The sequence below is a fragment of the Mycoplasma sp. 4423 genome (assembly GCF_054353855.1).
Map to the genome: position 1 here is coordinate 1 of NZ_JBTHHJ010000014.1, position 22,048 is coordinate 22,048.

General features: G+C 28.0%; 17 protein-coding genes, 2 tRNA genes and 1 pseudogene. 8 read left to right on the forward strand and 12 right to left on the reverse strand.

Going from position 1 to position 22,048, the window contains the following annotated elements; all coding sequences use genetic code 4:
• The 5 genes and pseudogenes from ACXYRN_RS03005 to ACXYRN_RS03025 form a co-directional block, all read right to left on the reverse strand.
• Positions 1-424, reverse strand: a pseudogene (locus ACXYRN_RS03005) (site-specific integrase); the annotation flags it as partial.
• Between the two features lie 190 nt (positions 425-614).
• A tRNA-His gene (locus ACXYRN_RS03010) sits at positions 615-690 on the reverse strand.
• A gap of 130 nt (positions 691-820) precedes the next feature.
• The gene (lysS, locus tag ACXYRN_RS03015; RefSeq protein ID WP_458607621.1) at positions 821-2,290 is read right to left on the reverse strand and encodes a lysine--tRNA ligase; all 1,470 of its coding nucleotides are present in this window, start codon (positions 2,288-2,290) and stop codon (positions 821-823) included.
• A gap of 69 nt (positions 2,291-2,359) precedes the next feature.
• Positions 2,360-3,055, reverse strand: a complete 696-nt coding sequence (locus ACXYRN_RS03020; protein ID WP_458607622.1) for a ribonuclease HIII — start codon at positions 3,053-3,055, stop codon at positions 2,360-2,362.
• Positions 3,055-3,954: a Cof-type HAD-IIB family hydrolase gene (locus ACXYRN_RS03025; RefSeq protein ID WP_435128813.1), complete on the reverse strand. Its 900-nt coding sequence runs from the start codon at positions 3,952-3,954 to the stop codon at positions 3,055-3,057. The genes ACXYRN_RS03020 and ACXYRN_RS03025 overlap by 1 nt, the downstream gene beginning before the upstream one ends.
• 646 nt (positions 3,955-4,600) lie before the next feature.
• Here ACXYRN_RS03025 and ACXYRN_RS03030 point away from each other — a divergent pair.
• Both ACXYRN_RS03030 and ACXYRN_RS03035 read left to right on the forward strand, forming a co-directional pair.
• Entirely contained in the window at positions 4,601-6,598 is a 1,998-nt protein-coding gene (locus tag ACXYRN_RS03030; RefSeq protein WP_458607623.1) for a S8 family serine peptidase, read from the forward strand.
• 1 nt (position 6,599) lies between these two features.
• Positions 6,600-7,358, forward strand: a complete 759-nt coding sequence (locus ACXYRN_RS03035) for a hypothetical protein (RefSeq protein ID WP_458607624.1) — start codon at positions 6,600-6,602, stop codon at positions 7,356-7,358.
• Between the two features lie 56 nt (positions 7,359-7,414).
• Here the strand turns inward: ACXYRN_RS03035 and deoC are convergent, their stop codons facing one another.
• The 3 genes from deoC to deoD are packed head-to-tail and all read right to left on the reverse strand — an operon-like array spanning position 7,415 to position 10,081.
• Positions 7,415-8,077: a deoxyribose-phosphate aldolase gene (gene deoC / locus ACXYRN_RS03040; protein ID WP_458597944.1), complete on the reverse strand. Its 663-nt coding sequence runs from the start codon at positions 8,075-8,077 to the stop codon at positions 7,415-7,417.
• A gap of 2 nt (positions 8,078-8,079) precedes the next feature.
• On the reverse strand, positions 8,080-9,375 hold the full coding sequence (locus tag ACXYRN_RS03045; protein WP_458607625.1) for a thymidine phosphorylase: 1,296 nt from the start codon (positions 9,373-9,375) through the stop codon (positions 8,080-8,082).
• A gap of 1 nt (position 9,376) precedes the next feature.
• The gene (gene deoD, locus ACXYRN_RS03050) at positions 9,377-10,081 is read right to left on the reverse strand and encodes a purine-nucleoside phosphorylase (RefSeq protein WP_458607626.1); all 705 of its coding nucleotides are present in this window, start codon (positions 10,079-10,081) and stop codon (positions 9,377-9,379) included.
• Between the two features lie 295 nt (positions 10,082-10,376).
• On the opposite strand from deoD, the gene ACXYRN_RS03055 reads away from it, so the two are divergent.
• From ACXYRN_RS03055 to ACXYRN_RS03080, 6 genes are all read left to right on the forward strand, one after another.
• The gene (locus ACXYRN_RS03055; RefSeq protein ID WP_458607627.1) at positions 10,377-17,018 is read left to right on the forward strand and encodes an SGNH/GDSL hydrolase family protein; all 6,642 of its coding nucleotides are present in this window, start codon (positions 10,377-10,379) and stop codon (positions 17,016-17,018) included.
• Between the two features lie 14 nt (positions 17,019-17,032).
• Complete coding sequence (locus tag ACXYRN_RS03060; protein WP_458607628.1) at positions 17,033-17,557, forward strand: hypothetical protein; 525 nt, start codon at positions 17,033-17,035, stop codon at positions 17,555-17,557.
• Positions 17,558-17,640: 83 nt separating this feature from the next.
• Positions 17,641-18,249, forward strand: a complete 609-nt coding sequence (locus ACXYRN_RS03065; protein WP_458607629.1) for a DNA cytosine methyltransferase — start codon at positions 17,641-17,643, stop codon at positions 18,247-18,249.
• A 56-nt stretch (positions 18,250-18,305) separates the two neighbouring features.
• A complete protein-coding gene (locus ACXYRN_RS03070) occupies positions 18,306-18,611 on the forward strand; it encodes a DNA cytosine methyltransferase (RefSeq protein ID WP_458607630.1) in 306 nt (101 codons plus the stop codon).
• 76 nt (positions 18,612-18,687) lie between these two features.
• Complete coding sequence (locus ACXYRN_RS03075; protein ID WP_458607640.1) at positions 18,688-19,296, forward strand: UpaP162 family type II restriction enzyme; 609 nt, start codon at positions 18,688-18,690, stop codon at positions 19,294-19,296.
• Between the two features lie 75 nt (positions 19,297-19,371).
• Positions 19,372-19,462 (forward strand) — tRNA-Ser (locus ACXYRN_RS03080).
• Between the two features lie 135 nt (positions 19,463-19,597).
• Here the strand turns inward: ACXYRN_RS03080 and ACXYRN_RS03085 are convergent.
• From ACXYRN_RS03085 to ACXYRN_RS03100, 4 genes are read right to left on the reverse strand one after another with little or no spacing between them, the layout of a single operon-like run.
• Entirely contained in the window at positions 19,598-20,626 is a 1,029-nt protein-coding gene (locus ACXYRN_RS03085; RefSeq protein ID WP_458607631.1) for an HAD family hydrolase, read from the reverse strand.
• Positions 20,626-21,024: a hypothetical protein gene (locus ACXYRN_RS03090; protein ID WP_435129829.1), complete on the reverse strand. Its 399-nt coding sequence runs from the start codon at positions 21,022-21,024 to the stop codon at positions 20,626-20,628. The genes ACXYRN_RS03085 and ACXYRN_RS03090 overlap by 1 nt, the downstream gene beginning before the upstream one ends.
• Positions 20,999-21,532, reverse strand: coding sequence for a DUF4231 domain-containing protein (locus tag ACXYRN_RS03095; RefSeq protein WP_458607632.1), 534 nt, complete (start codon positions 21,530-21,532; stop codon positions 20,999-21,001). Before ACXYRN_RS03095 ends, ACXYRN_RS03090 begins: the two co-directional genes overlap by 26 nt.
• A complete protein-coding gene (locus tag ACXYRN_RS03100) occupies positions 21,532-21,999 on the reverse strand; it encodes a hypothetical protein (protein WP_435129835.1) in 468 nt (155 codons plus the stop codon). Before ACXYRN_RS03100 ends, ACXYRN_RS03095 begins: the two co-directional genes overlap by 1 nt.
• Between the last annotated feature and the right edge of the window lie 49 nt (positions 22,000-22,048).

The window sequence follows — 22,048 nt, forward strand, 5'->3', positions numbered from 1 at the left end:
ACAAAATTAATCAATCTATGTTTAATTGTGAATCTAATTTTAGTGTTTTAAGAAGCAATTGCAGTTGAAATTGATTAAGATATTTTTGTCTTTTTTCTCTAGGATTTTTTCCTTTAATAACTACCTTTCGAGTCGGATCGCTTTGTAAATAACCATCATCTAGTGCATCCAATATGCAACCCTTAAGATGATGATGAAAATCCATAGTAGTTTGTCTTTCATGGGTTAATGCATATTCGTTTAATAATTTTTGATATACATAGCGATCTAAATTACTTAGTTTAAGATTGGGTGCTAGTTTAATAAGTCATCTTAAGGTTAGTTCATATTTTTTATAACTAACATCCCTTATTGAATCTTTTTTATATACTAAGATTCAGTTTTCAAAAAATTTGTGTAATAGTATATCTGGTTTTCTTTTCATTATTCTCCTTTTAACCCACGGATATTATGTAAAAATCATATTATAGAGATAAAGAAAGAATAAGATATCAAATTATATACTACAACTTTCAATTTATAACTAATCTATCAAAAGAAACATTATACAGAGATTTTAAATTTTTAATTCCTTAAAACTAACAAGTTAAAAAAAGGATATAAAAAATAACCAATGGGGCGGTTGACGGGATTCGAACCCGCGGATGACGGGACCACAACCCGCTGTGTTAACCACTTCACCACAACCGCCATAATCTTGGTTATTGCTAGTATATTATACCGTAAATATCAAAAAACATAGTTTTATAACTATGTTTTTTTATGTCTATTATATAGGTATAAAAATAAAATATGAAATTTTTATACCTATATAATTTTTTTATTTATGATTTTTTCTCTTTAATGTAGGGAATAAAAGCACATCGCGAATCGAATCTTTTTCAGTAAATAACATAGTAAGTCGATCAATTCCAATCCCACATCCACCAGTAGGTGGCATTCCATATTCTAACGAATCAACAAAATCTCAATCTATATCACTTGCTTCGTCATTTCCGTTTTCTTTTTCTTGTAACTGTTCTTGGAATCTTTGCAATTGATCAATTGGATCACTCAACTCAGTATACATATTTGCATATTCTTTGGTATTTATAAATAATTCAGCACGTTCGGTAAATCTTGGATCTTTTGATTTAGCTGTTAAAGGAGAAATTTCAATTGGATGTCCATAAACAAAGGTTGGTTGTATCAAGGTTTTTTCGATTAATTCTTCAAATAGTTCATTTATGATATGACCTAATTTAAAGAATTTTTGTATCTTTACTCCATTGTTTTTTGCTACTTCTATTGCTTGTTCAAGTGAAATATTTCTAAAATCTACATTAGTTGCTTCAGAAACCGCATCTACCATATCTAGACGTTTAAAAGGTTTTGATAAATCAATTTCTACACCTTTATTTATGACTTTTTCTTTACCGAGATTTCTTGCAATTGTTTTCAATAATGTTTCAGTGCGATTCATCATTCCTTCTAAATTAGAGTATGCTTCATAAAACTCTATTGAAGTAAATTCAGGGTTATGTGTAGTATCAATTCCTTCATTTCTGAATATACGTCCAATTTCATAAACACGGTCAATTCCTCCTACTACCAACTTTTTAAGAGGAATTTCTGTTGCGATTCTAAGAACGAATTCTTGATCAAGAGCATTATGATGTGTAGTGAATGGACGAGCAGCAGCACCGGATAAATAATCATTTAAAAATGGTGTTTCAACTTCCATATATTCTAATGCATCAAAGTATTTACGAATTTGCGAAATAATTTTTGTTCTGATCCAAAATACATCTTTAACTTCATCATTAACAATTAAATCCACATATCTTTTACGATATCTTTCTTCTACATCACTTAGTCCGTGATATTTATCAGGTAATGGTTTTAGTGCTTTTGTAAGTAATTTTATATGTGTTGCTTTAACAGTCACAGCACCTGTGTTTGTCTTCATCACACTACCTTCAACATAGATAATATCACCTAAATCTAAGGTATCAACTAATTTTGCTAATTGTTCATCTTGTTTTTTATTAAAATATACCTGCATCTTTCCGTGATAGTCTTTCAATAAAATAAAAGGTCCACGCATAGTCATAATACGTCCTGCGATAGCAAGAAAATGCGGTTTTTCTTCAAGATGTTCTTTTGTTACATTTGAGTATGCTTTTTCAATATCATCTGAATAAGAAAGTTCTTTTAGGTTATCTGCTTTAGCAAATGCTTCAACTCCTAATTGTTCATATATTTGTAGTTTTTTTCTTCGAATTTGTTCTTGTTCACTATATTTTTCCATTAATTTCTCCTTTTTATTTATTGTATCAAAATCTTTATAATTGTTGATAAAAAACGGCAAAATGTCGCTTTATAATTTAAAACTGGTTTTACATACTTTTTCTAACGACTCTTCACCATGTTTTAATGCAAACTCTTTCACTTGTTGTTTTACTTTTGAACTTGCCCCATAAGCAAATTCATAATTTCATTCACTTCTTTGTTTATTCATATACTCTATTAAATAATAACGAGCTATTATGGATGCGCACGCAACAGATAAATTTATAGATTCGGCTTTTTTTTGATAAATAATATCAATATCTTTTTTATCAAGATCATTAAATAAATTTATTTCATTAAATTTTTTTTGATACTTTAAAATTGAGTTAAAAGTTGAATATTGATCAACTAATACTGCAAAATCTTTTACATTTATATTGTTATATTTATCAAAAAAATGTTCTAAACAATGCATATGAATAAAATATTTGATTTCATTTGCATTATATTTTTTTGATACTAACTTATTATAACCACTCTGAGTGAGTACGTATTTGGTATATGGAATCTTTTTTATCAATTCCTTTGCTAATATCTGGATTCTATTATCAGTTAATAACTTTGAATCCTTTATACCTAATTCAGTTGCTCATAAATGTAAATTCTTAGGTAAAAATGCACAAACACCTATGACTGGGGTGAAAAAATCACCTACTCCTGTTTCATCTATACCTATTATCTCCTTATTTTTATATAATTGATTAAAAACATCAAGTAATCTCACTAATCTTCCTCTTGACTTCTCTTTCTGCGTTTTTCATTAGATTTAGCTTTTTCAAGTTCTGGATTATCTAAAAATTTATTTATATATCAACCTACTCCACCATCTTTGTTTGTTTTTGCAATCTTTACGGTCGCATATCTTTTTACTTCTCTAGTTGAATTTCCCATAGCTACAGAAACATTAGCAACCTTAAACATAGGAACATCATTAAAACCATCTCCTATTGCAACTGTATTCTCAATTTTTACATCATAGTAACGAATCAACATACTCAATGCTTTCCCTTTGTTAGCAGTAATATTAGTCATATCAAACACAGGACTTAATCCTTCCCCTTTTGACCAATATGAAAACTCTGCTAAATCACCATATCTTGATTTTAAGTATTGCCTTAATGATTCAACATCTGTTGTTTTTTTCACATCAAAAATTATTCCTGTTGGCATTAAAGGTATTTTATGAAAGTCTAAACCTATTTTTAATTTTGCTGTTGTAGAAAATCCAAAAACTTTTTCTAAGTCTTCATCACGATGTTGTAATTGCACTCAATCTGGTCCTTCAATTGCAATATTAGAAACTTCCTGCTGGACTTTTTCATCACCTAAAATATAAAGAGCTTCATTTAAGTTTAAATATTTTATATAAGGGATAAAACTTTCATCATAAGGTCTGTGAATGTGTGCTCCATTATAATTAGAAACAACAGTATCCAATTTTAATGCCTCATAAATACTTTTAGTACTTCTTCATGGTCTACCTGTTAAAATACATACAATATGACCTTCTGAAACAGCACGATTTATTGCATTTTTTGTTTGTTCGTGCACTTCCCCGGTAGCACTGGATTGCAATGTTGTACCATCTAAGTCAATGGCAAATAAATATGTTTCCTTATCCATTTTTCTCCTTTTTTATCTTGTTTATAGTTAAATAATTAAATATATTAAATTATACACATTTTTGTTGAGATTTTGGATTTAAAAAATCCAGCTGATAAACCGTGTACTTAGTAGTTGGAAACATATATCGCAATATGACCAATTTTTTTTACGTGACCAGCTCAGGAGAGTTGTACGCTCTAATCACGGCTTATATGTTATTTATCAATAACTTTTATAATAAAAATTCTATACACAAATAACAATATTTCAAAATTACTAGAAATGTTAAATTAGATTCTTACTGGAGGTACGATGCTGCTGATGCTAGCGAGTTTAATAAAGCATCATCTAACTATTTATTTACTTATTTAAATGCTATTTATGCTAAAAATGATTTAGAAAAGATAAAAAGAATTAATTATAAAAAAGAACTTGCTATGAATAACAAAGCAAAAGCAAAAGAAAATATTAAAAGGTGTTGGGTAAATAGTATTATAAGTATAAATGCATATTTCTTTTCCATAAAATTTGCAGATATAAAAAGTTTAAATGACTTTTTATATCATTTTCTAAACTCTTTTTCTCATTTATTATAAAATAAAAATGTAAGAAATCGTATACTTAATTAATTTCTTACAAAATATTATGATAAGGAGATATTATATTGAAAAAAAAGATTAAAAAAATTATTTCTTTTGGAACCTTATTTTTTGGTTCTATTGTAACTTTTGCTGCAATTGGTTTAACAAATACAACAAAAATAAATAAAAAACCTTGATATCTTGAATATCAGAGTAAAAAAGTTGAAATTCGTATAAATAAAAATGGTGAACTTTTCAATTCAGTGAGAAATGTTGCTGTAAATAATAATTTTGAATTAAAACTTTTATTAAACTTTGATGAAAAACCTAATTCTGTTTATGATGAAAATTGGGTAAAAGATAAAAACATTGAATTTATAGAAGCAATTAAAAAGAAAAGATTAAATTTTAAAAAATATCAAATAAGTTCGATGATGCCAATTGTTTGATTTTATTTTGATGATGAAATTCAAAGAAAAAATTTCATTAAAAGCATTATAGATGAAAAAGAAATTTATAAAGGTATAATTTTCCCTAATGAAATACAAAATAAGCGGTTATCTTATAATAATAAAACAGATTGGGATGTGTATTTCGATCGTGATATAACAGTAGATAATACAAAAGATTTAGAAATAGTCAATTTCAAAAAACAAAAAGAAAGAGAAGATAACAGATATTATAATAATGTAGGAAATATAGGTGTTTTAGAATCAAATGGTATGATAGATGAAGGAAAATTACAAAATTTTCAAAAGTTTGGGATTAAATTATACAATGTATCAAATTCAAATTATAGACATCATGCTAATGAAGTTTCAAATGTTGCTGTAGGTGATCGTGGTTATGATAGATATTCAAAACTTTTCTTTTCTACATTTATTAATGATTCTCAATGACAAACAGCCATAGAATGAATGGTTAAAGAAAACGGTGTTAGAGTTATAAACCATAGCTATGGACCAGAAAAAGATGAATATAGAAGAACATACAATGAAAATAATTTATTTTTGGATTACATATCAAGAAAATATGGAGTTGTAAATATTTTTTCTTCTGGTAACGGGAATGATGAAAAACAAACAGAAAATGAATGAATAAATGGTGATTTACTCTCTTTTAATGACATAGTTGTAGGTGCATTAGATTATAACCAGCAAACAGATAAACCGACTGAAACAATTGCTAAATATTCAAATTATTTATTACCGGATAAGTATACAAATCTTTCAAAACCTAATGTTGTAGCTCCAGGATATTTATATAGAAGATGACATAAAAGCGAAAATGGTATTTGAGAAAAATTTGGTGTTGATGGTACAAGTTTTGCTGCACCAGTAGTCACTGGTTTAGTCTCAACTCTGCTAAGAGAAAAAACATTTTTAGATAATGATAAAAACCGATTACAAGCTATAAAAGCCATTATAGGTGCTTCTTCAAGAAAACCAAATGTTAATAATTTAGAGTATAAGTCAAACGGATATTCAACTGTCTATGGTTCAGGAATAATAGATTTTGAAAATATGTTAGTTGCTTCAAATAACTTAGTTACAAAGCAGGTGTCAAAATCGGATAAAGATTTTGTTCTATCAACAAAAGAATTTTATGTGCAATCAGGTAAAAAAATCAAAGGTGCTAGTTCTTGATTATTCAATTCTGGTTTACTAAAATCGCCAGAGAACTTACCAACATATAATGCGAATGTAAATTGATGATGATTTCTAGGGATTCTTGGTGGAGTAATAGCTAATTCCATCGAAGGTTCAAGGTTAAGCAAAGAAAAAGCAGAATGATATGATACTCATATAGATAACCAAAGACTTAATCTAAAAACAGTCAATACTAAGCAAGAAGATAAATTATTTTCAGACTACGATTTATATCTAGAGAAAAAAGATAGCAATGGAAATTGATTTGTAGTAAAAAGTATAACATCAGTTAAATCAAATGATGAAATATTAGAATATACAACAGCAGAGTCAGGTACATACCGCTTGAAAGTTAAAAAATATTCTGATGCATTGTTTGATAATTCAATCGATGATAGTTTAGCATTAACATATACAGTTCAGGATAAATAAGATGAAAAAGTTCAAAAAAATCTTTTTTCCTTTTTCTTCTAGTTTGATTTTCTTTATGACAGCCTGTTCTACTGCTAAAACATCAGATGTTAAAGTAGAAAAGAAATATAATTTAGAAGATATAGAAAAATTTCGTTCCCTAATTAATAAATATAACAACGAAAATGGTATTAAATCAATTTATGATGAATACTTTTCAGATTTATGAAGAGATAATAAAGAAAATAACGGTAAATTTAAATACTTATTAAATAATAGATATGAAATTATTACTTCCGAAAATGAATTAAAAGAAAAGTTTTTAAATAAATTTACATTAGAATATATCAAAAAATATTATCATATAGATCATTTTGTTATGAATCTTAGTTTTGATGTAAATACATTAACAGAAGAAAAATTAGAAAAAATGAACCGAGAAAAGTTTCAAGAGACCTTTTTGGATAACCAAGATATAAGTGAGTTCTTTAAAAATAAAAATTTGTTAATATATGAAAGTTGAGTCAGTCATGCTACACAAAAGAGTACTCTTGTTGCCGATTATAAAAATAATAATAAAACAAATTTACATTTCAATATAGTTGACTCAGATGACTTAGGATTTGTAATAAATATACCTCTTTATGTAGGGATTAAATACTTAAAAATGGAAGTAAAGTATCTTAATAAATCCGATACTATAACCATTTCCCCTTTAATGAACCTAGAACAAAACAAAGATTTTTACGAATACCTTAAAAAGTTATACAAGGAAGAATAAAATCAAAATAAGAACATTTTTATGATGTTCTTATTTTGATAAACTTTGATTTTGCTTTAATATCCTGATTTTGATTGGTTTCCTTCTACTATCGCAACTGATCTAGATGTTCCAAATCGCGATGCCCCTGCTTGATGCATTTGAATCAGGTCATCTAATGAAGAAATTCCGCCTGCTGCTTTGATTTGTAATTTGTCTCCTGCTACAGATTTCATTAATTCAATATCTTTTAAATTCGCTCCACGAAAACTAAATCCAGTAGATGTCTTAATAAATTCTGCTCCAGATTTTAGCACTATTTCTGTAGCTTTTTTAATTTCTTCTTCTGTTAATAAAGCAGTTTCGATAATAACCTTTAAAATTTTATTTCCACATACTTCTTTAACTTTCTTAATATCATTTAAAACATATTCATAATCTTTTTGTTTAAAGCGACCTACATTGATTACCATATCAATTTCATCAGCACCATGATCAATTGCAAGTTTTGCTTCTTGTGCCTTTGCTTGTGTTATCATTGCTCCTAGTGGAAAACCTATAACACTGGTAATACCTACATCGCTTTTTTGCAATTTTTCAGAAGCATACTTAACTCATGATGAATTCACACATACGGTTTTAAATCCGTATTTTTTGGCTTCATCAATAAGTTTATTAATATCTTTTTCGGTTGCTTCTGCTTTCAAATAAGTATGATCAATCATCTTGTTATAATTCATTTTTACCTCATTTTATCTAAAATTATTTTATTTTCTACGGGTGTTTTATTAATCCGATATCCTTGCATTAATTCATTTACAAGGGTTGGATCAATAGGTTTTGATGAAGATAGGGTGAAAAGTTTATATCCTGGACGAACCAATTCATTTGTTTTTTTATGAATTGTGATTCCGGCTTCAAAATCTATGCTATCTTCTTTGGTTTTTCTTCCGGCACCAAGTTTCATAGCTACGATACCGAATGTTAAACTATCAAAAATTTCCATATATCCATCGATTTGATTAAACACATGTAATTGGTATTTAGGTTTTCAAAACTCATCACTTTGCAACTTATTCACATCACCATTTTGTGCTTGCACAAAGTCATAAAACTTTCTTAATGCACTTCCATCTGAAATCACTTTTTGTATTTTTTGCAATGCATCAGTTTCATTAATAGCTATTTTTGCTTGTTGTAAAATGGTTGCACAAGAAGAAAAAACAAGTTCATTAAAGTCATCTGGTCCTTGTCCTTGCAAAGTTTTTATTGCTTCTAAAACTTCGTTTTTATTCCCTATTTCTCTTCCGATTGGCCGATTCATATTAGTTATTTCAACTCTTACATCTACATTTAACTCTTTACCAATATCAATCATCCGTTTAGAAAGTTCCTTAGCACTTTCTAAATCTTTCATAAATGCACCATTCCCGCATTTTACATCTAATAAAATTGCATCAGCTCCTGTTGCAAGTTTTTTAGACATAATTGATGATGCAATTAATGGAATCGATTGAACAGTTGCAGTTACATCCCTTAATGCATATAATTTTTTATCAGCAGGAACTAATTTAGCACTTTGTCCGATTATGGCGATTTTATGTTTTGTAACTTGCTCAATAAATTGCTCATAAGTTAATTCGACGTGAAAACCAGGGATGGATTCAAGTTTATCAACAGTTCCACCTGTATGTCCTAGTCCTCTTCCGCTCATTTTCGCTACTGGCGCTCCGCAAGCTGCAACTATAGGCGCAACTGCTAATGTAGTTTTATCTCCAACTCCACCTGTAGAATGTTTATCTACCTTGATTCCAGGTATCATAGATAAATCCATAACTTCACCTGAATGCATCATATATTTAGTCATTAATGCAGTTTCCTTAGTGGTCATAGAATTAAAAATAACTGTCATTAAAAATGCACTCATTTGATAATCTGGTGTGCTTCCGTCTACATAAGAGTTAATTAAAAACTTAATTTCTTCTTCATTAAGTTCTAAATTGCGTCTTTTTTTATCAATAATATCAACTACACGCATTTTATCTCGCTAATTTTAAAGCAATTTCCATCATTTTTGTAAATGAATTTTGACGTTCATTTGCACTTGTTTCTTCGTGAGTAATTAAATTATCACTAATTGTTAACAAACATGCCGCTTGTTTACCTGTTGCTTGTGCATTAGTAAATAATGCATATGATTCCATTTCTACACAAAGGGCACCCGATACATCAATTCTTTTTTTAAGTGGTACAGATGTATAAAATACATCAGATGAATGTACTCTTCCTTTATTAATTTTAGTTCCTAAATCAGAAGCAATCTTTTCTATTTCGGAATTTAATTGAAAACTTGGTTTTGCAATGTGATCATCTTCGTTTAAAACAAGTTTTCTAAACGAATTATTGTCTGCATATGCTTCAGTTGCTAAAACAACTTCATATAAACCCAAATCCTCTTTATATGCTCCTGCAGACCCAATTCTGATAATGCGATCTACATCATAGAATTTAAATAATTCATAAGAATAAATACCAATTGATGGACAACCCATTCCGCTTCCTGCAATTGTTACAGGTTTTCCTCTATAAGTTCCAGTATACATAAACATATTTCTGATTCAGTTAACTAATTTATAACCTGGATCTAAGTATTTTTCTGCGATAAATCTAGCTCTTAAAGGGTCACCAGGCATAATAACTGTCTTAGCAATATCCTCTTTAGCTGCTCTAATGTGTGGTGTCATAAATCCTCCTTATATGACAAATTACTATAATAATTTTATCACTATTGATTTTTTCTTAAAATATTATCTTATTTTATAGTATAATATTATTATGAAAATGTTTTCTTAAAAATTGAAGAAAAATAATATTTTTTATTTTTATGAAACAAGAATGTGGAACATATTTATATTATATATACTGCAAAAGGTAAAATTTGTCCAATAAAGGCACATTTAAAAAGATTAAATATAATTAGTCTTTTAAATGTGCTTGACACAGCACTTAATCATTAAAAAATGATAGTAAGGAACATTTATGAAAAAGAGATTTTTATTTACAGGTGGAATGGCGCTGCTTACAGCAACTGCTATAACTGCTTCTTGCACAGCTTCACCAAGCAATTCAAGCGAGCATCTCCCCCCCCATTCAGCTCAGTTAATAGTTAAATCGCAGCGTGATAAATCTGATTTTTTTATTCCAGCGAATGAAAAAATTCGATATGTTGCAATTGGTGATTCAATTACAGAAGGATTTGATGGAACATTGTTAAGATCATATCCTGGTAAAAAAGAAGCAGATGGAAGCATCTCTGGTGTTTCATATCCTGCTTATTTAGCGAGACTTTTAAACCAGAATAATCGTGTAGATGACTTTGAAAACTTCGCTATTTCTGGTTCAAGATTACTAGATTGACTTCGTTTATTTAATATCCCATATCAAAGTGGAATACCATATGAAAATAAGAATGAGATTACCATTTTTGGTAAGGATTGAAAAACATATGCACAAAAAGTTAAAGCAAAATTAAAGGATGCTAACTTAGTTACATTCTCACTTTCTGCTAATGATATGTTGTTTTTACTTTTCCAACAAGCATCCAAAGATGATGTTGTAAAAATTGTTAAAAAATACTTAGCAAAACAAGCAATTGCAGCTGATGTCGTAGCATTTTTTACCAAATTACTTAATGATGCATTAAGAGAAACACAAAAAAGATTATTAACTTTTGTTTCAAACCTTAGAACATTTGCCCCAAATGCAAACATCAATATTATTAGTTATCCAACCCCGATGTTTGGAATGGCCAATATTTTAAGGGATTATGTTAATAAATTATTAGGTGGTAATTTTGATATTTCACCATTTGATTTTCTTATTAACCACCTTAATAACGGACTTAAAGAGGCTGCAAAACGTGCTAATATAAACTTCATTCAAGCAGTTAATGCTGATTATTGAAATCATAATGTAACTAAGTTTACTACCTTATTCTTTGATATTCACCCTAATATCTTTGGTTACAAAAAAATCGCAATGGATATTTATCTTAAGATAACTAATCCATCATTAAATGTTAATGATTATAAAAACTATGATTTTTCACAACAATACTTAAACTTAGATGCTGATACTGCTAAATATGAAATTCAAGTAAAGGAATCGAATGCTAAAGTTCTTGGTTTTAACACTGATGCTTACTTAAAAACTCGCACTAAACAAGAACAAGAAGTAGCTTCCGAAAGAAAAGTTTCTAACTTTAGCACCAGAATCGGTGAGTTAACTAATGACTTACTTGAAGGTGCTAAAGATGCGTTTAACTTCTTTGCCACTAATTCTACTTATAAACAACTTGATCCAAACGGACTTTTAATTAACTTATTGAATCAAAAACTTAGCAGTGGAAAAAATGGTAAAGATTCAATTATTGATACTATTATTAATGCTAAAACAATTAAAAACATAATCTATAACACCGAATCTGCTCTTTCAGAACTGCGTGCAAAGGGACAATTAACTTTAGATAAAGTTGCTCCGGTATTTAAGGATGCAGTCTTCAATATTGAAAACCTTGCTTTATTAATTGCTTCGCTTTCACAAAGTGAACTAGTAACAGAACACAAAGATCAGCTCGCTGTTGCTTTAAAAACAATCTTAAAAAACTCTTTAAGTGTTTTCAAAGACAAGATTTCAGGATTTTTAAATTCTAAATTACAAGAAAATCTAAGTGATTTTAACTTCACAAAAGATGATTTAAATCAACTTTCGCAAGCATTTATTTCATCACAATACCTTAAAAACTTAATAGATTTATTAATCGATTCATTTATCTTAAATCCAAGTAAATTCACTGAAGTTAAAACCCTACCTGATATCATTCGTGCTTTATTTAGTGATGAAAATCAAAATCAACAAATTACAGCTAATGTAAATAATCTCCTTATTGAAGTTCTTTCAAATCCGAAACTTAAGAAAATTACTACTGAAATTATTTACAATTTCCTTAAGAAAGGACAAATTGATAAAAATATTACTTCTGAACAAGTTGAATCTGTTGTATCCGACTTTTTAGCCTTAATTACCAATGTAAACAGTGAATTTAAAGTCTTTGATGAAGTAACTTTATCAGTATTAAATCATCTTAAAACTGTAGGTGACATCAAACTTCCTGATTTATTTACCAATGCAATCAAAGAGGTTTATGATAAATTTACTACAACTGGAAACCCAACAATATTATTTAGCATAATCAAAAGAGTAGCTCAATCAGATTTATTCAAAAATCACAAGGACTTTGCTAAACAAGTAGTTAAAAATGCATTAGATGAAAATAATTTAGCAAGAATTTCGCAAGAAATTGTCAAAACTATTAACAAGCAGAAAGAGGTTTCTAAATACATTTCATCTGATGCTGTAGCAAAATTAGTTCAACTGATCTTTAAGCAACCACAAATACATACTCTTTTAGATGCAAGTGTAGATGCAATAATCGATAATGTGGATATTTGAGATAATGCTAATAATTTCACTGATATAGTTACAGAAATTGTAAAACGTGTTCCTTATGATAGCAACAAAGATTCAATTAATGCTGTTTTAAATAACATTATTAATGATCCAGATTTTGCTAATGTTTTAATTGATGCGTTTTCAACATCAATACAAACTTTTGGATTAAATAGCAAAGATCCAAAAATTAGTCAATTTATTAACGATTTAATTACACACATCCTAAAATGAATCAATGATAACAAATTTACCCAAAACATAATTGATGTGATCGGAGAAAGTCTTTCAGAAATTAAAACATCAAACAATCCTTTTGATGAATTTGCAAAAATTCCATCAAAAGTCTTTGATGTAATCAAAGATAAATTTACCAGCTTACCAAGTGAAAAAATTCAAGAATTAATCTCTGCTCCTTGAATCTCACAGAATGCTGATGCTGCAGCCGCAATTATTAAAGTTATTTTTAATGAACTAAATAAACGTGGTATCTTTACTAAAAATATTGTTCCTGCTTTAAAAGATTTATTATCAAAGGATGCAGCAAAACCTTATCTAGATTCCAACGAAGTAACTCCATTATTAACATCATATTTACAAACTCAGCAAGGTATAAATTTCTTAGAAGATACAATTAAATTAATAATTTTAAATCCTAACCTTTTTGATAAATCAAATGGACCTAGAGACATTACCAACATATTATTAAAGAGCACAGACTTTAAAAACATCCTAAATAAATACCTTGCACCACTTTTGATTCCACAGGCACAAGCAAAACATCTACCAAATACAGTTGCAAAACTTCTTCGCGAATTTGCTCGTAGATATAACTACAACATCGCAGATGAGTATCTTGATTTACTTCAATCACTTTATCCAAGTTTAGTAGATTTACTAAATCAGATGCAAAACTTTCCACAAGTTGCTAGTGCAGCAATCAAAGGACTTTCTGAATCAGAAAACGTTGATCAAATTGCTTGAAATATTTTTAGTGAAATTTCAAAAGTTATTAACTTCAAAGACTATGAATTTTGAAAAAAAGTTATTGAAACACCATTTATTTCTGAACATAAAGATCAATTTAGAAAACTACTTATTTCGTTCTTTAATACTTTCAAAACACAAGATTTATCATATGTTTTAGAAACTTTCTTACCTGATACATTATTTAATTTAACCAAGGAACAACTAAAAGATCGTATAAATGCTTTATTAACCCATGATGAATTTGTATCAGTTTTAGACAGCACTATACAATATATTTTAGACAACACAAGCAAATTTACTAACTTCAACACATTCACAGATGCACTAAGAGATGTTGTTAAAAATTCTATTTTAGAGAAGTTATATAACGATTTTATTAAAAATCAAGCATGAGTTGATCAAATTCTTGATAAAGCATTAACCGATGAACAAAAACAAAGTTTAAGTAATTTAGGAGCTGATTTACACCTACTTAAAGAAGGTGCAAAAGAAATAATTAATGATTCGAGTTTAAAAACTCAAATTTTTGCTGCTATTGATGATTTATTATCAAGACTTGATACCTTTAAAACTTTTACAAGTCGATCAGATTTGGTGCAAAAAATCTTTACTTCACAACCTTTCCAAGATGCAATTAAATCTATATTAACAAATATTTTTGCAAAATTATATACATCTAACAATTTCAAACAACTTTTGGCAAAAGTTTTAGTAAAACAAATTAATAAAACATCTTATGCTTCAATATTTAAAAACATCGATGCATCAAAACAAGAAAAAGCTGCTGAATTATTAATTGATGCCTTCGGTGTAACTGACAAAACATTAAAACTTTCTCAAAGTTTTATCGATGGACTTATAAAACTGCTATCAACCAACGGTACACAAATTGAATTAAGTGTATTATTTAACAAATGATTAGAGCAAGTTAAGGTATTTGCTTCTGATCCAAGTTATGAAGCAAAATTCATTCAATTGCTCAATAATATGCTTGCTCTACCACAACTTAAACAAGGTGATAACAAGGACATCTTTAGTAAACTCCTTGAAAATGGATTTGAACTTCTTATTAATCAAGTTGATTTTGGTGGAATCTTATGAAACACATTCGGAAGTTACCTAGAAACCTTTGTCAACAATAACCTTATCAACAAAGAACAATTCACTACAATTATTAATTCTGCTTTAAGAGTCGATGGACTAAAGACAGTCATTGTTAATATCGTCAAATACTTCATCGATCACAATGACACCTTTAAAGATGCTAAATCTGTTTTAGATGTTATTAAAAAATATCTAAATGAATCAAATAATGAAACTAGTTTCAAAGATGCAATTAAATCTGTATTGAAAACCGCTTTATCTTCAAATGATCTAAAAGTTGTAATCAAAGCAATTATCAATAATGTAATAACATACTTAAATATCCAAAAAAATGATCATATAACAACATTTATTGATGCAGTTGCTAATGATTTTGATGGATTATTTGATCGCACAGGTGTATTTGATAAAATATTATCAGCAGCAGTTGATTCAGTTAAAAATAGTAGTGATTTAGCAACCTTTGTAACCAATTTTACCAACAACATCAAAACTAATGTTAATTTCTTGCACTTTGATTTATTTAAGAAAGTTCTTAATGATAAAGTTATTAGTGATCACAAAGATGGTGCTAAAGAGTTGTTCCATGCGATTGTAAGTAACTTATTAAATAACGAAGAAAAAACCAAAACATTTATTAAATCAATCAACATTTCTTCTTTCTTTATAAATCAAAGTGAACTCACTGGACCAGAATTTATCAATGATGCATTCGCTCTAGTACTTAAAGACTCTAATATCCGTGATTTAATCAATTTAATTCTTAGTGACTTTATTGATCGTGCAACTGAATATAATAAAAATAACGATTGATGAAGTGCATTAAATACCTTATTTAAATCAAGTCAATCAGAACAATTTAAAACTAAATTCACTGAATGATTAAAGAGTGTACTTAAAAATCCTGACCCAAGACTTCCAAAAGGACTTGCACAATTATTAATCACATCACTTAAAAAAGCAGGTTTTGCTCTAAACGATGAAAGTGATTTAAATTTATTTACTACTATTTTAACAAACTTAATGAAACAACTTGTCCAACGAGATGAATTATCACAAATGATTACACACATTTATGATAACATCAAAGCAATTGACTTTAGCAAGGATCATAATCCTAATAAAGTAAAACGTGCAATCATGGATGGTGCTTTATATATGATATTAACTGATGATAAAAAGAAGATATCATTAACCAAAATTGTTGCACAAAAAGACTTACTTAAAGTGCTTGTTGATTCAATCGGTGATGCTAACTATATAACCTTAGTAAACAGATTATTTGAATCATCTAGTCGTGAAAATAAAACAGGAATTTATAAGTTTATTGATAACTTTACTAAGGTTAAACCGGCACAACCTGCAAAGCCACAAAATGGACAAGACGCGTCAACACCTAACCAAAGCAACCAAACAAGTAACGAAGATACATCTAAAAATGATAATTCAGATGAATCATATGGTTTTGAAACAGGTGGAATATCTCAAATTCTACAAAATGCATCCGGTGTTTCAGATTTAGTTGCTGTGTTAACTGAACCAGCATTTAAAGAAATGATTAAAAAGTCAGCAGATAATTCATTTAACTATACAACTGATAATAACAAAAAGAATAATCCTGAATATAAATTCTTATTTAGACTTTCTGCGCTGATATTATGATGAATTCATGATGGTGCTGGTGTAACTGGAACAACCTTCTGAAATAGTAGTAATTATGATGTTCAAGGCTACTGAAATGATGGTTTAAGAAGAGCGTTTAATGCTGCTACAACAAAGGATTCTAAATCTAGTTGAGATACACTAACTAATGATAAAAAAGTTGCTATTGGAGCTTCATCAAAAGCAAATCCAAGTATTTTTGACGATACTTATATTATCGGGACTAAATCAACTTCATTTTGAGGTACCAACAATAACTCTGCTACCTATTATGATAAAAACTTGTTAATCAACTATATTTTCTATAACAATCATGGTCAACAAGTTGATAAATACATTACAAGTAAAAAAATGAAGGATGTGTTGTTAGAAGCAATCGAAAAAGGATATTTAGGTTGACAAGGAACTGCTAAATAATCCGAAAGGAATCTATGAAAGTTAAAAAATTATGATGATATCTTGGTTTTGGTAGCATAACAATTTCTTCTGTTGCTTTTGTTGTTGCTTGCACACAACAAGTTCAACAAAAACCAAAACCAAAACAAAATGATAACGATATCTTTAATCAACATGTTCTTCCACAAATAACCTTAGCAGATGTTGCACAAGATACTAAAAAATATACCAAAGATGATTTGCAAAAAACTCTTACAAACTTTTTAGCTGTGATTGCACCCGGATTTATAGCTTCTGATGCTTCTAAAAATACTAATAATTTAAACAACAAAGAAACCTTAGATAAGTTAAATACTTTTGTAAAAGATATTATGAATCTAATCCCAACAGGTGGAGATTATAGCACTCTCACTAAGGTAATGCACTTTTATACAAAAGCATTGCTTACACCGGGTTCAAAACATGTAGCCCCACAAAACATTGTTTCGGTTCTTTTCCAAATTTATGCCGGCATCCAAAGTTTACAAGCACAAACTGCTGCTTTGCAGCAACATAAATAAATAATAACAAGGGTAATATCCTTGTTTTTTTAATATTTTCAATAATTATGTGTTTATAAGTAGCATTAAGATATAATTAAATTATGGATAAGAAATTACTTGATTTATTTGCTGGTTGTGGTGGATTAACATATGGATTTGTAAAAAATGGTTTTGTGATTACAGACACCGTAGAATTTTGAAAACCTGCACTAGATACATATAATCTTAATTTTAACCAAGATGCCTTTGTTAATGACATTACTGATCCAAAAGTCTTAAAATATCTTAAGGATAACTATGCGCATAACATCGATGTTATCATCGGTGGTTTTCCTTGTCAAGGATATTCAATGGCTGGTAAAAGAGATAAAGATGACGATCGCAATCAGCTTTATAAATATACCATCAAAGTAATTGAAGATATTCAACCAAGTCTTTTTGTCTTAGAAAATGTTAAAGGAATTCTTTCGTATAAAGAACATGATGGAAATTTAGTCATAAATAAAATTATTGATAAATTACATAGCATCGGTTACTATGCAAAATATATCTTGCTCGATGCATCAAATTTTGGTGTTCCACAAAAGCGTCAGAGAGTGATTTTTATCGGTGCTAAACAACATCAAAAGGAAAAAGTTGATAAAGTAATTAAAATGCTTAAAACACTTTTCTACCTATTAAAACCGTATATGATGCTATATCTGATTTAGAAAATGTTTCTGAGGATGTAAAATGAAATCATATTTTTTCAAAGCATTCACCTAAAATGTTTGAAAAAATTAAAAATACACAACCTGGTAAATCCCCGATGAAAAATTATTCCGATGCATTTAAAAGACAATTTTATGATAGACCAGCAACTACGGTAAAAGAAAATCATGGTGGAGTTCATTTGCATCCAAAACTACACCGGGTTATGACCCCTAGAGAACTTGCTAGATTGCAAAGTTTTCCAGATGGTTTTATTTTTACTTCTTCACAAAGTAATATCTTAAAACAAATTGGCAATGCTGTTCCACCGAAATTATCCGAAGAAATTGCTAAAATTATAAATAAGGTATTTTATGAATAATTGAAATTTACTAAATAAATATAAATCTCTTTTGATAAGTCAGTTACATAATATATTTAAAATGTATAAATATTAAATACAAGTTAATGCAGAAGATTTAAATTTATTAGAATCTAAAAATAGTACTATTCGATCTTCAACAGCAATAGGATTTATCATAGAAGAATTTGTTTATCAAAAACTAAAGAATGTATTTTGTGATTTTGTTGTAAATATTTATCGCGAATCTAATACAACTACTCAAAGTTATGATTTTATCTTAGATTTTTTAGATGTTATGTTTTTAGTTAATATAAAAGTTGAAAATAATACAAGTAAAAATAATGCTGTTGCCTCTATAAATAAACTGTTATTAGATTATTATAAATTTATAAAGCAAGGTAAAAACTTCTTTTATCTTATTATAAAAATTAAATATAAAACCTTGAATGTTAAACCAGAAATATCATATTATGATAAAATAAAAATAGAAGATTTTTCAATATATGCACTTGACGAATTTTCTTTTGATAACAAACACAAACAGGATTACCGTAACTGAAGCACAAATTTTAAAGCAGAATCTGGGAGATTAATTATTGATTCAGAATTTTTCAAAAACAATAAACTTAATCTAACTGATTCGATTTCTAATCAAAAGACTTTTGCATCTTTACAAAAGATATTCAAAAGACTTAAACAATAACATTTCATCACAAAAAAATTTTTTATTTTTTCTTTGTAAAAGTCCTATTATGTTATAATAACTTAGGTCTCAAATGGAACAGTACTCAAGAGGCTGAAGAGGCGGTCCTGCTAAGACTGTAGGGGAGGCAACTCCCGCGGAGGTTCAAATCCTCTCTGTTCCGCCATTTTTTTAATATTTAAATTCAAATTTTCATACCTTTTTTAAGCAAGTTGGTTTCTTAAATGAAATCATTCTTAAATTTGTTTTAAATCCTTAAACAAATTTTTAATTTTTAATAATTTAAAGACACCTTTTAACCTTAGGTGTCTTTCTTTATAAATTCAGCTAACCAAGCAACATCATTGCTCTGTAGATGCATATGAACCTTATTTTTGACTATTTCAAATGAATTAGCTGTAGTTGCTGAATATCTTACAACTTCAAACATTGATATATCATTTTCAGCATCGCCGAACACCATTGTTTTATTTGCATCTAAATTATATTTATCCAGCAACCATTTTAGTGCATTACCTTTGGTTGCAAATTTGGATGTGATATCAAAAAATTGTTTTTGTGATACTACACCAGTAATATTTGCTTTATTTTTAAGGTATTCTTTTAGTTCAATAAACATCTCTTCATCGTTTTGTCTTCTTACAACTAAGAATTTAAAATATTGTCAATTATATTGTTTTAAATCCACTTTTGCTTCTATATATCTACCTTTTTTAACTCTGCTAGGATAATTTTTCTTTATATAAAAATCACTTAAGTGAGTATTGTATGCAACCATTTTATCTTTAGTATAGAACAAAAAATCAAAATTTAATTCAATTAATTTATCATATAAATCAAATGCATCTTCTTTTAAGATATCAAATGATTTAACCAGTTTATCATTTTTTAAATCATATATCATCGAACCATTTGCTAAAATTAGTGGAAACTGAGTTGGTATATGATGGATAAATGATTGAATGGTAAACTTGGGTCTTCCGGTTGCTATGATAATATTTTTATTTTTGCTTTCAAAGTATTTTAATGCATTCAATTGTGCATCTAAAAGTTTAAAATCGGATGTCAATAATGTCCCATCTAAATCAAAAACAAAGGTATCAATATCATTCAAATTAAATTTAATTTTCATAACTTTTAAATCATATATATTTTCCTTATTCAACTGTATACTATGTATTTTAGTTAAAATTTCATTATTTGCATTAAACAAACATATTACTTTATTTATATAATTAAACTTAGCAAAATCCTCGCATTGTATTTGGATTTTGCTAAGTTTATTTTCTGTTATTGAACTTAAATCCTTAAAATAAAATCTTAGTTGCATTAGCTAAATAATTCCGAAATGTTATCAATATCTTCTTGTGATAAGTCTGTTTTTGCTTTTAATTCCAATGTTATTTCATTTGATCTAGCTAAATTGTCTCTTAATTTATTTTTACGATTTGATAAGTTTAAAAAAGATTGAATTGAAATTAAGAATGTTGATATCGAAGAAATAAATGAAATAGCAACAAACATAGCCATTGTTTCATTTGGATAACTATTTCAACGAATTGAATATAGGTTTAATACCACAACTGATGCAGATACTGCTATTGATAAAATACTTAAAAGTATGAATATTGTTCTTCAAAGAACATACTTTTTTTGCACATAATTTTTCATCATATGCATTTTTGGGATAACTGCTATTGAATTATAAACTTGTTTGATCTTGCTCATTTTTTCTTCCTTTTTGATAATCTTGAATGTCTAATAATGCTGTTGATTTATATCTTTCAGTTTCTAAAATATGTAATGCTCTTTTGTATAAAATAAATTTATTGGTGTCATTATTATGTGTATATAAATACAATTTTGATTTATAAAATACATATTCCATTTCAAGTTGCTTAACTTTCTTTTTATAAAAGATAAACTTACTATTAACGACAAATAAAGACAAAATACCTGATATTAATGATAAAACCGAGTTAATAATTGTAGTTAATAAAATATAGTTCGATGAATTATTAATGAAGTCGTTTTTATATGGATTGACATTGTTTAAAAAGTGTGGATTATTACCTGCTAAAAACAATATCGCGATGATACTAATATAAAAAGCTGTGATAATGGTAATAAGGTTTAAAATGTAATAGAAAACTCCATAGACATACATTTTGATTTTGGCATTTTTGATAATTTTCCCATACATTTTTCTTGGTGTTAAATCGCGTTTTGATTGCATTATTTTATCCCTCTTTGAAACTCTGCTTTAAGAATTTTACCTATACCAACTTTCTTTTTCTTAGTTGCTTTTTCTCAAAGTTTATCAATAATCACTTCTAAATCAGCCTTTGAAATTTGGTTGCTATGATACTTTAAATCAAGGTATTTTAAAGTATTAACAATTTTTTTATACTTAGCAGAACGATCAAAATATTTATAAATAATCAAGGTTAATGTCAAAATAAATGAGAAAATTATAAATACAACTAGCACCATTAACAAAATATAAGATGTTGATTCAAAAACTTTTTTATCTTCGTTTCCTTTATGGACCAGCACCACTAAAGCATAAATAGCAACTGAAATAGATGCAATACTAAGTAGTGAAATAATCGATGACAACAGTGAATCAACAATCGAATAAATGCGCAATGATCGCTTATCTATATCATATTTTTGTTTAAGTTTTTCTAAAATTAAATTCATATTATTATATTTTATAATAAAAAGTGTATGTAATTAATAAATTATTTTA